Genomic DNA, 9771 nt, shown 5'->3' with positions numbered 1-9771 from the left:
ATAGCTAAATCACTGAACCGACGTGGCCTCCCGCGCTTATTCTGTTTGCTTTGCGTCCAGCCACTTATCGCTTCTTCATCAATCCAAAAGGTCAAAGAACCGCGGTTAATGAGTTATTGATTGTATTTTGCTTCCAGTTGGTTGTTTTATAACGAGGTTTAGGTATAGGGCTACAAGAGGGAGTGAATGTAGCTGATCAGATCGTAGGTTTAGTTCCAATGAATTACGCAACAAAGCCGAGACTATGGGGAAATCACTTTTGGGCTAGAGGGTATTTTGTAGATACGGTCGGTGTGAATGAAAAAGTCATTCGCCGATATGTACGACACCAAGATAAGCAGGACATAGAGTATGAGCAACAACTGTAGTTATTGAAGAATTGATAGCGCGGAAGCCCCTTTCTAGGGATGATAAAGCGAAATTGCCTTCTAAGAAGGCGGATATTTTTTCAGTCTTGCATTGTAAAGGGGTCAAGGAAATGGGCATGGCTTAGACCATAAATATAATGAACCAAATGTTTGTCTGCCCATTAGGTTTTCGGGCAGACAATTAGCTTAATTTTTAAAAGAAGCCTAAAGGATTAACACTGTGGCTAACGATGATATTTTTGGTGTTCTGGTAGTGGTCTAGCATCATTTTGTGTGTTTCTCTACCAATCCCGGACTTTTTATAGCCGCCAAACGCAGCGTGAGCAGGGTAAGCATGGTAGCAGTTAACCCAAATTCGCCCAGCTTGTATATTTTTCGCCATATGTGAAATCAGATTGTTGTCACGTGTCCATACTCCAGCACCTAAGCCATACTCAGTATCGTTGGCGATTGCCAGAGCTTCTTCAGTGTCCTTAAATGTAGTAACAGCAACGACTGGGCCAAAAATCTCTTCTTGGAAAATACGCATATCGTTAGTTCCTTTGAAGAGGGTAGGCTCGACAAAGTAACCATTGTCTTCATTGCTGTTACCACCAATAAGTAATTCGGCACCTTCTTCATGACCAAGAGCTATGTATTTGCGAATTTTGTCAAATTGCTCTTGTGACACCTGTGAACCAACTTGTGTGTCGGTATCGAGTGGGTTTCCTTGTTGGATCGTTTTCATGCGAGTTTGCAAACGTGAAATGAAGCGATCGTAAATTGATTCATGAATCAAAACTCGAGAAGGACACGTGCAGACTTCACCTTGATTGAAAAAAGCTAACAAGACACCTTCGATACACTTATCAAGGTAACTGTCTTCGTGATCAAATATATCAGCCATAAAAATATTTGGAGATTTACCACCTAGCTCGACTGTTGACGGAATTAGGTTCTCAGCGGCACACTTCAGAATATGCTGTCCAACTTCTGTAGAGCCAGTAAAGGCTACTTTAGCAATCTTTTTATGTGTAGCAAGTGCTTGACCTGCTTCTGAACCATAGCCATTTACGACATTGATTACACCGGCAGGGACTAGATCTTCGATGAGCTCCATCAATACTAAGATTGATGCAGGAGTTTGTTCCGCTGGTTTTAATACTACGCAGCAGCCAGCAGCCAGCGCGGGTGCCAGCTTCCAAGCGGCCATTAAGAGTGGGAAGTTCCATGGGATAATTTGTCCTACAACACCAACAGGTTCTGGGAAGTGGTAGGTCATGGTTTGTGAATCTAGTTCCGCAGCGGAACCTTCTTGAGCTCTAATGCATCCAGCAAAATAGCGGAAATGGTCGACAACGAGTGGAATATCAGCGGCGAGAGTCTCGCGAATAGGTTTCCCATTGTCCCATGTTTCAGTAATAGCAAGCATCTCAAGGTTGTTCTCAATACGCTCAGCTATCTTTAATAATATGTTTGAACGCTCAGTGACTGATGTTGAAGCCCAGTCATTTTTCGCATTGTGCGCAAAATTAACTGCCAAATCGATGTCTTCTTGAGTCGAAGCTGGAATTTCACAAATTACAGAATGGTTGATTGGGGAGGTATTAGTAAAATATTTTCCATGTTTCGGTGCTACCCATGCCCCTCCTATGAAGTTTTGATACTGCGGCTTGAAATCGACAATCGAATTTTCAGTTCCTGGTTGTGCATATAACATTTTCAGTTCCTTTTTTTAGATTCTGTGCGTTATTATCCACCCGCACATGAAAAATAAAATAAGCAACTTCAACCATAGGTTAAGCTAGAATAAAAATAGCCATACTAAATCAATGGTTTATATGTTAACCGTGAAACTAAAAGTCTTGAATGCTTAGGGTATATGTCTTTTTCTAATGAATTTCATTTTAATATGCTAGTTCTATCAATGTAAATAGATCGCTATCATTACCAATATAGTAACCAAATAGGACATATATATCTGATCTTATGGACGTAATAATGGTGTTATTTTTATAACTACATGATATTTGGTTGGTTTGTTTTGTTGGTGCAATTGGTTTCACTGTTTTATTTTAAACATATAACGTTAACATATGAGGAACAAGAACAATGAACTAGAGGAATGTAAAGTGTATCAAGAATTGAGCCAACTGTTAGATGACATTGGATATGCATTTGATAAGCATGAGCTGAAGATATGTACTATCAGAGCTCAAAAAAACAAAGTTATAAAAGCGATGATTGTAAAGGCAAAAGAACTAAATTTTGATATTTCGTCAAATCTATCGAAAAGTGTCTTGTCAGCGATAGTTAGTCAGGAAGACATTAACGAGCAACAAGCGATTGACGTTTTGACGAAGTATGTAATTAGCGACAATATAATTCAAAGAGAAATGAGAGAGAGCCTTTTCCTTGCTGCGATGAGGAAAAGCGAAGAGTTTCATATTGTTATGCTATTGAATGGAGAAGGGGTAAATCGTGTTATCTGAAGAAATGCTTTATGAAAGAACCAAAGAAGCGCTGCGATGCGCACGCTTGCTTGAGCTTGATACATCCCAACAATTTATTAGAACATGTTTGAGTGCTTGTGTGGCTGATAAGCGTATTCATATTAACAATATTGGTGAGGTATTAAGCCATTCAATTGCTTATCCGAGTAAATTATTAGCTGGTGCATATGAGTCCAGTGAGCTTCATCGGTCCATAACCCCTGTCTTAGAAAAACTCTCTCAATAGTATTTGTCTGAGTGGCAAAAATGTCACATCAAAAGTAGTTGCTTGGGCCTAATCTGGCAGTCATTATTTTTTAAGCGATGTTTGTCAGATTGAACCTAAGGCTGAACTTTTTACGGTTTACGAGCTAACAGTGTATCTAGTGAATGTTAGTTGCCACTTTTTATCCACATGATTACTCGCCCTGAATTTTATAATCAATACGCATTTGACTCACCAAGATCGTCATCGTTTATTTCTTGCAGGTAAATTAGTCGACTTTGTTTTTGTTTCGCTTTTCTTTCCCTTGTGGTTTGTCGTTGAACGCTTGCAGATACAAGCGTAGGCGGAGAGACATCAACTTTCTTAAAGTTGAATTGATGAAGGCTGTGGAGCTCAAAGCCGGAGAGATACCAGCTTTATTATTGGGTTAATCATTTCAATCCAAGTGAATAACTCCCTTTTTAGCTAAGGGCTTAGGTCCAGTTAGAATTAAGGTGCTTAAATCTCACAAGCCTGTGTCGTTTTGCGATATTCTGTGGGCGTCATGTCGTAAAATTTTTTAAACAGCGACCTAAAATGGTTTGTGTCACTGTAACCAACTTGCTGGGATATTTGTTCTATGTTTAAGCTGGTAGTGTCCAGCTTGTCTCTCGCTAATACCACTCTAATACGTTGTATGTAGTTCATTGGAGATTCGCCAGTTGCTGCTTTGAAGCGACGTTTCATTTGCCTTTCACTCAAAAAACTTTTCTCTGCACACATAGCGACAGATAGCCTGCTTGGGTCTTCATTGTGCATCCACTCTTGTAACCGATCAATCAAACTGTCGCTATGTTGATGGTATTGAGCAAAGCTCGTTAAACAAATTCGCTTAATTTTTGAAACATCACCTCCTAAGTACTGTTCACATTTAATTCTTTGGGCCGTGCCTAACAAAGCATCAATTAACAAAATTGTTGCAGCAAAGTATTCTTTAATGCTGGAGGTGCAAATATATCGGTCTTCATGAGTTATTTTCAAGTGTGGTTTGAATTTTACTTGGGGGAATTGATTTCGAAAATCTTCAGCATATACCCAATGTGTAGTTGCGCTTCGTTTGTTTAAAACCCCAAGCTCAGCCAGAAGAAATGTCCCCGTACATAAAGAGAGAACAAATTCACACTGCGTAATTTGTTTTTTTAGCCAATATTTAACCTCTTTGGGTAAGACATAAGACCCCTTATTTATGTCACCACAAGCACCTATTATTAAAATGTCGGTATGTTCGACGGATTCCCAATGCGTACTACTGTTAATTGTTAGCCCCCCTAAGAATTGAGTCGGCCCCCCTGTGACTGATACATAACTGACCTGTGGCGCTGGTAATCCTGCTTGCATTGAAGCAATTGTCAGCATTTCGATTGGTCCCGAAATTGCTGTGATTGGGCTTCCTTCTAACAAGAGTGCAGTAATCTTTAAAGGTTCTCTTTTTCTGATCATGAGTATTACGTTTCTCAAATATGTCCTATTTGCTAGTACTATGTCCATAAACCCTTAAGAACACTAATAAACAAATCCGAAATTTAAATTACTCGTCATTAGATTGATTTTAAATGAATAAATTAAGTCATTGATATTTACATGTTTATAATCAACATGTTTAGTTATAACTAAATCTGTTGATGATTTAGATTGATTACTCTAATTAATCGGCCGTGATACACTGGACACTGCCGGTCAATAAACTGGAATAACAGAAAATATACTTATCTTGGTATAAGGTCTGGAAAAATTGTTCCGATGAATTCTCAATCAAGTGTGCTTCAGTGAAATCAAGTTCTGTTGAGGGAGTGTAGTTTGCGCTACGTAGCGCGTTGGTTGTCGAAAAGAGGTCTGCACCCCAGAAATAAACGGAGTAATAGATGTTGAGGGCTTTGTTTTCGCCTTCGGATAATAAGCTACAATGCGCATCGTGAACTCCTCCCCACAGATGATCTACGGTAATTACTTCTTTGAAGGAGTCGACTTCAAATTTTTTATATGTACGACCATGAGAAAATAACATGATGTTGTTTCGACCATCTAAGAATAGAGGATGATTAAGGGTATTTATCCATGAGATAAACGTAATGACGAGTATATTTGCCAAGACCAGAAAAATAATGGCTTTACCGACATTGTTCATTAATTTCCTCTCTTACTTGCTCGATTGAATAGTCTCGGGAAAAACTAAAATTCATTGTGTTGTGTTCATGTAAATTATTAGGTTGATAAACACACGATACATAGAGTTGCTCAGGGTTTTCAGAAATATAGAGCATACGTAAGTCACTTGAGTATCTCCCTTTGAGGTCATTGAAACGTTTATCTCCATTTTTAGTATCAGTAAAATAGTACGTTACGCCCAAATGTTCACGCTGGTTCCATTGAATACGATCTGTGGTGCTATTGTAATATATGATCCGCGTTAACCAAGTGAGACTAACTAAAAATAACAGTGAGAGAGTCAATAGAATGAATCTTTGAAGGTATTGTAGATGGGCCGATAGACTGGTCTTCTCATGGTCTTGAGGTTGGAGAGTGTCTGGGATTATTTCTGAACTAGGTGTTGATGAGTTGTTTTGTTCAAGAACTATTGGCACCTCAAGGCTTATTATGTTGCTTACCAGTAAATAACCATGCTTTGGGACTGTTTTTATAATATTTTGTTGTCGGCCATTGTCACCTAAAGCTATACGTAGGTGGGCTATAGACTGAGTTAAACTAGCTTGCGAGACGACTCGCCCTGGCCAAGCCACGTCGATTAGGGTACTTTTTAAAACGGTTTCGCCTTGATTTTGACATAAAAGCTCTAAAATTTTGCAATCTGTAGAGTGCAATTTTTTGCTCTCCCCATTACTTTGGTTAGTTAGCTGGCGCCTAAGGGTTGGATTAAATATCCACATGCTATGTTGTTTTCTTGTCATTGACGTCAATTTTTTCTTTATTTTCAGATATATTGACACATTGAACTGAGTTGTTCGACAGTTGGATGTAACAATATTGGTGGGAGGTTTCTAACAAAGTTTGAAAATTTTCTTCGCCGCCATCAAAGAGCGCATGTTGCTCTGGTAAATCAAAATATTCTGTTTCTGGAGTGTTAACCAGTTGATTTATATATTTTATGGAATAAATGGATTTCGGCCAAAAGGTAATAAGAAATTGTGTGTCCAGTTTTTTTCCATTGTCGAAATGGATAGAAGCCATTAATAGAAATCGGTTCCATAGATAAGGTTTTAAGTGATAGTCGATTTTTCTGTATTTCTTATCTCCCATTTGCTCACCGTAAGTCAGAACTGTTTTACTTATTTGGGTATTAACGTTTTGAGCAAAACTAGGAATAAACGATGCATTGAGAAAAATTTGAATAGGCAACAAGGCAAGTAAAAAGACAACGCTAAGCAAATAGTGTTTATTGGCATTTTTGTACAATATCATTGCTAATCCCCTCTATAGCGCGCTTAACATCAATGGAAAAGTTGATGCTTTGGCCGTAAGGTGATGATGCATTCTGGTGAATGCAACTTACATAAATCCTAGTTTTATTTGAAGCAATATAAAAATTCACATTGTTTAAAGTAGGGTGCCTAATCAGCTGTTCTAAGAGTTGTTGACTATGAAAATCGTTGTTCTTGATCGTAAAGGTGTTAGTTTGAGAGTTCAACCTTGACATGTTCAGTTTAGGTTCGCTTTGTGAAGGTATGAACAAAAACCAAAACAGTAAACAGTTCATGCTGACTAATAAAACTATTACGCCAGCTTGCCAAGAACATTTAAGCTTAAAAGCCACTACCTTATCAGGTCGCCTAGTCTCGGGTTGGGCTTGGTTAGTTAAAACTAGAGCTATTTTATTATAAGCGACAAAGTAACCGGCTTTAGGTACGGTTCGAATGATACATTGTGCTTCCACTGTATCATTCAAAGCTAAACGTAATGATGCAATGGCGTGTGTGATACTGGCATCTGAAACAAATTTCCCCGGCCAAATTTTTTTGTGAATTTCAGATTTAGTTACGACTCGATGGTTATTCGACAGTAAGAGCAATAATAACTGGCTTTCTGTTTTTGTTAGTCTCTTTTCTTCACCTGATATTTTATTTCGAAGTTGAGAGTGTTCATGAGGTCTAAAATCCCACATAGATAGCTGCATACCTATACTTGGTGTTGTTTTTAAATGAAATATTACAAACTTACCAAATTATTCAATAGACAACAACTAGTAAAATAGTATGAACTCGAGTTTATAATAAGAATTGATTATAGGCGTTGAGGGCAATTTTGCTTTGTTTTTTAACGAGAACTTTGAAAGGTATACTTAAATCAGCACAGTTACTTCCATTTATGTGTCTGGTTTCATTGAGATGCGTTGATGCCTTCCTCTTGTGAGTTCGTATGTATAATGATATCGACTCTACTTGACTAATCTATGGGATTGCATCGGTGTACTATTGGAGAGAGGCAGTTGTAACTAAGTTGATATTATTTAATGAAATGATGGAGTGCCATGTTGTATTTTGATTTTATTATATAATTTTCAATTAAAATTTCTTCTACTAATGCTTCTAATATAGATGATTCTTTTAGTTTAAGAGCACCTAATGATACCAGGATTAACAACCCTATAAATATATTTTGTTTTTTTATGGTTTTCATTATTGATTGTTATTTATATAATTGGAATTAGGTTAATATATAAGAGGCTAATGCCCCTTATATATTTCCGGAGTCTAGCGGTTTTCTAACGCAACTTTCACTGCTCGTTCTAAACTAGGGATAGTTGTAAGTTCAGGTACTCTTTGGGTATAAATGACTTGGTTATTCATACCCACTACAATAATACTTCGACTAAGTAAGCCTAACTGCTTAATTTGAGTTCCTGTATTGAGGCCAAACTTATGTTCCGAAGAGTCAGAAAGATATGTCGCTCCGTCAAGAGAATGCTCTCTAATGAACCGCTGTTGAGTAAAAGGAGTATCCGCACTGACTGCATAAAATTCAATGTCTTGAAGTTTGTGATGGTTGCTTTCTATGTATTGAGAAAGCTCAATAGCTTGTTGAACACAAACAGGTGTATCAACAGATGTCAATATGCTATAAATTTTGATCGATTTACTTTGCGCACTAGTATCATAGCTTTCTAAATCTGAAGTCAACATCTTAGCCGAAGGCAATAAATCGCCTACTTCTAATGGTGTACCAATCAGATCAAACTTTGTGGTGTTATCAAGTGTGACGACTTGTGTCTCTCCAAATCCAGCATCGTCTTCAGTAGTTTCAAACTTTGCGAAGGCGTTTATTGAATAAAGGGTGGCAGCAACAATAAGTAGTTTACGCATGATTATGATAAAACCGCTAGCGCAGATTCATAGTTTGGTTCAGTAGTAATTTCAGAAACCAATTCGCTATGTTTGACTATACCATCTTGACCGATAACGATAACAGCTCTCGCAGCTAACCCTTTAAGCGCACCTTCATTTAAGTTTACACCGTAGTTTTCAGTGAATGATGACTCTCTGAAGAAAGAAGCGGTTGTTACATTATCAATGCCTTCTGCACCACAAAAACGATTCATAGCAAAGGGTAGATCAGCAGAAACACATAATACGATTGTATTGTTTAAATTAGCGGCTTTCTCGTTAAATGTACGAACGCTTGCAGCACAAACTGGGGTGTCAATGCTAGGGAAAATATTTAATAAGACATTTTTCCCTTTTAGGCTTTCTAAGGTTAGGCTATTTAATTCTTTGTCGCAGAGAGTAAAACTTGGTGCTACTTGATTAGGTTTAGGAAATAGACCTGAGATTGAAACGGGGTTACCTTGAAAAGTTATAGACATGTTAATACCTTTTTATTGTTTATTTTTTGGTTAGAAATTATTGAGCGGCGAGATAGTAATTTGATATTTATAAATAACAAATCCGATGTGTTGTATTCTATTTGTTATTATTTAAGATTCTAATAAATAAGATGTTAAGTCCTAAATTCCCATTGTTTTAGTCCGATTTGAATGGCTTGGTTGGTGTATGATTTAATTTTTTCTGTGGAGTTTCTGAAGAGTGTTCGTATTTAGGTGTGTTTTCGAAAATTAAATATTATTCATAGGGAAAGAACGTGATTTTTTACGTTGTTTTTTGATTCTTTAACGATGAGCGAGCTGTATTCAGGAATTAGTATTCATTCCTAAACAAAGAACCCCCAGTCATGCTGTTTTAGTTGGTCAACTTTCAAAGACAGCGTGACTTCTTACATTTACAATGAAATTAGACCATAGATTAAATTCATTATCATATTTTCTAACTATCCTATAACCACGATTTTGCAGTCACGCTCGCTAGTCCTATTGTATATAATTTTGAAAATAAAGACAAAACTGACAATCGAAACACAGGGGAATGAAAAAACATTTGCATTTTTACTCGATATTTCGACTCAGACCTTAGCGAAGGCCTTCCTGCCAATGATTATGAATGGAAGGCTTTGTTGCGTAATTCATTGGAACTAAACCTAAAACCTACGATCTGATCAGCTACATTCACTCCCTCTCGTAGCCCTATGCCTAAACCTCGTTACAAAACAGCCAACTGGAAGCAATACAACCAATCACTCATTAACCGCGGTTCTTTGACCTTTTGGATTGATGCGACTGGCCTTAAGGTTTATGGCGAAGGTGAATGGAAAGTCAAAAAAC

Annotated in this window: 10 protein-coding genes and 2 pseudogenes; 3 read left to right on the top strand and 9 right to left on the bottom strand. The window is 37.5% G+C overall.

Going from position 1 to position 9771, the window contains the following annotated elements; translation table 11 throughout:
• Positions 1–166, bottom strand: a pseudogene (locus ACED59_RS23520) (transposase); the annotation flags it as partial.
• Between the two features lie 67 nt (positions 167–233).
• Between ACED59_RS23520 and ACED59_RS23515 the strand changes: the two are divergent.
• Positions 234–368: pseudogene (locus ACED59_RS23515) on the top strand (transposase); the annotation flags it as partial.
• A 193-nt stretch (positions 369–561) separates the two neighbouring features.
• Here the strand turns inward: ACED59_RS23515 and ACED59_RS23510 are convergent.
• Complete coding sequence (locus tag ACED59_RS23510; protein ID WP_017098662.1) at positions 562–2067, bottom strand: aldehyde dehydrogenase family protein; 1506 nt, start codon at positions 2065–2067, stop codon at positions 562–564.
• Positions 2068–2443: 376 nt separating this feature from the next.
• Here ACED59_RS23510 and ACED59_RS23505 point away from each other — a divergent pair, with 376 nt between their 5' ends.
• Both ACED59_RS23505 and ACED59_RS23500 read left to right on the top strand, forming a co-directional pair.
• Positions 2444–2839, top strand: coding sequence for a hypothetical protein (locus ACED59_RS23505; protein ID WP_017098661.1), 396 nt, complete (start codon positions 2444–2446; stop codon positions 2837–2839).
• Positions 2829–3086 carry a hypothetical protein gene (locus ACED59_RS23500; protein ID WP_017098660.1) on the top strand — a complete coding sequence of 86 codons (258 nt, stop codon included), beginning with the start codon at positions 2829–2831 and terminating at the stop codon, positions 3084–3086. Before ACED59_RS23505 ends, ACED59_RS23500 begins: the two co-directional genes overlap by 11 nt.
• A 477-nt stretch (positions 3087–3563) precedes the next feature.
• Here ACED59_RS23500 and ACED59_RS23495 read toward each other — a convergent pair whose 3' ends face one another.
• From ACED59_RS23495 to tpx, 7 genes are all read right to left on the bottom strand, one after another.
• Positions 3564–4592: a GlxA family transcriptional regulator gene (locus ACED59_RS23495; protein WP_017098659.1), complete on the bottom strand. Its 1029-nt coding sequence runs from the start codon at positions 4590–4592 to the stop codon at positions 3564–3566.
• Positions 4593–4749: 157 nt separating this feature from the next.
• Entirely contained in the window at positions 4750–5229 is a 480-nt protein-coding gene (locus ACED59_RS23490) for a hypothetical protein (RefSeq protein WP_017098658.1), read from the bottom strand.
• Positions 5213–6010: a winged helix-turn-helix domain-containing protein gene (locus ACED59_RS23485; protein ID WP_017098657.1), complete on the bottom strand. Its 798-nt coding sequence runs from the start codon at positions 6008–6010 to the stop codon at positions 5213–5215. The genes ACED59_RS23490 and ACED59_RS23485 overlap by 17 nt, the downstream gene beginning before the upstream one ends.
• Positions 5991–6521 (bottom strand): hypothetical protein, encoded by a 531-nt coding sequence (locus ACED59_RS23480; RefSeq protein WP_017098656.1) that lies wholly within the window; start codon positions 6519–6521, stop codon positions 5991–5993. The genes ACED59_RS23485 and ACED59_RS23480 overlap by 20 nt, the downstream gene beginning before the upstream one ends.
• Complete coding sequence (locus ACED59_RS23475; RefSeq protein ID WP_241810843.1) at positions 6496–7233, bottom strand: helix-turn-helix domain-containing protein; 738 nt, start codon at positions 7231–7233, stop codon at positions 6496–6498. Before ACED59_RS23475 ends, ACED59_RS23480 begins: the two co-directional genes overlap by 26 nt.
• A 577-nt stretch (positions 7234–7810) precedes the next feature.
• Positions 7811–8419: a redoxin family protein gene (locus ACED59_RS23470; RefSeq protein ID WP_017098654.1), complete on the bottom strand. Its 609-nt coding sequence runs from the start codon at positions 8417–8419 to the stop codon at positions 7811–7813.
• Between the two features lie 2 nt (positions 8420–8421).
• Positions 8422–8919: a thiol peroxidase gene (gene tpx, locus ACED59_RS23465; protein WP_017098653.1), complete on the bottom strand. Its 498-nt coding sequence runs from the start codon at positions 8917–8919 to the stop codon at positions 8422–8424.
• Positions 8920–9771 lie beyond the last annotated feature (852 nt).

The sequence above is a fragment of the Vibrio sp. FF266 genome (genome assembly GCF_041439695.1).
Classification (GTDB): domain Bacteria; phylum Pseudomonadota; class Gammaproteobacteria; order Enterobacterales; family Vibrionaceae; genus Vibrio; species Vibrio tasmaniensis_A.
The sequence above is the reverse complement of the archived record's forward strand: the minus strand, read 5'-3'. Positions and strand labels throughout refer to the sequence as shown.

What these genes read in the sequence shown, in the direction of transcription:
- ACED59_RS23510 (WP_017098662.1), bottom strand. Translation starts at nt 2,067, where the DNA reads ATGTTATATGCACAACCAGGAACTGAAAATTCGATTGTCGATTTCAAG.
- ACED59_RS23505 (WP_017098661.1), top strand. Translation starts at nt 2,444, where the DNA reads ATGAGGAACAAGAACAATGAACTAGAGGAATGTAAAGTGTATCAAGAA.
- ACED59_RS23495 (WP_017098659.1), bottom strand. Translation starts at nt 4,592, where the DNA reads ATGGACATAGTACTAGCAAATAGGACATATTTGAGAAACGTAATACTC.
- ACED59_RS23490 (WP_017098658.1), bottom strand. Translation starts at nt 5,229, where the DNA reads ATGAACAATGTCGGTAAAGCCATTATTTTTCTGGTCTTGGCAAATATA.
- ACED59_RS23485 (WP_017098657.1), bottom strand. Translation starts at nt 6,010, where the DNA reads ATGACAAGAAAACAACATAGCATGTGGATATTTAATCCAACCCTTAGG.
- ACED59_RS23480 (WP_017098656.1), bottom strand. Translation starts at nt 6,521, where the DNA reads ATGATATTGTACAAAAATGCCAATAAACACTATTTGCTTAGCGTTGTC.
- ACED59_RS23475 (WP_241810843.1), bottom strand. Translation starts at nt 7,233, where the DNA reads ATGCAGCTATCTATGTGGGATTTTAGACCTCATGAACACTCTCAACTT.
- ACED59_RS23470 (WP_017098654.1), bottom strand. Translation starts at nt 8,419, where the DNA reads ATGCGTAAACTACTTATTGTTGCTGCCACCCTTTATTCAATAAACGCC.
- tpx (WP_017098653.1), bottom strand. Translation starts at nt 8,919, where the DNA reads ATGTCTATAACTTTTCAAGGTAACCCCGTTTCAATCTCAGGTCTATTT.